Source organism: Paenibacillus sp. FSL R7-277, assembly GCF_000517965.1.
Classification (GTDB): domain Bacteria; phylum Bacillota; class Bacilli; order Paenibacillales; family Paenibacillaceae; genus Paenibacillus_AQ; species Paenibacillus_AQ silagei.
In genome coordinates, this window is record NZ_ASPX01000100.1 from 1 (window position 1) to 202 (window position 202).

Below are 202 nucleotides of genomic sequence, written 5' to 3' on the forward strand. Positions count from 1 at the left end.
CGTCAGACCTGTCGCTCCAGTCTCACCAGTCAGTCCTGTCGCCCCAGTCTCTCCTGTAAGCCCCGTTGCTCCGGTCTCGCCCGTGAGTCCTGTCGCTCCCGTTTCTCCTGTGAGCCCTGTCGCTCCCGTCGCTCCAGTCTCGCCAGTCAGCCCCGTCGCTCCAGTCTCTCCCGTAAGCCCCGTCGCACCAGTCTCACCCGTG

Annotated in this window: 1 protein-coding gene; it reads right to left on the minus strand. The window is 65.8% G+C overall.

What is annotated here, in order from left to right:
- The coding region (locus tag C173_RS27085) for a collagen-like protein (protein WP_036731035.1) at positions 1-202 on the minus strand (202 nt) is incomplete at both ends.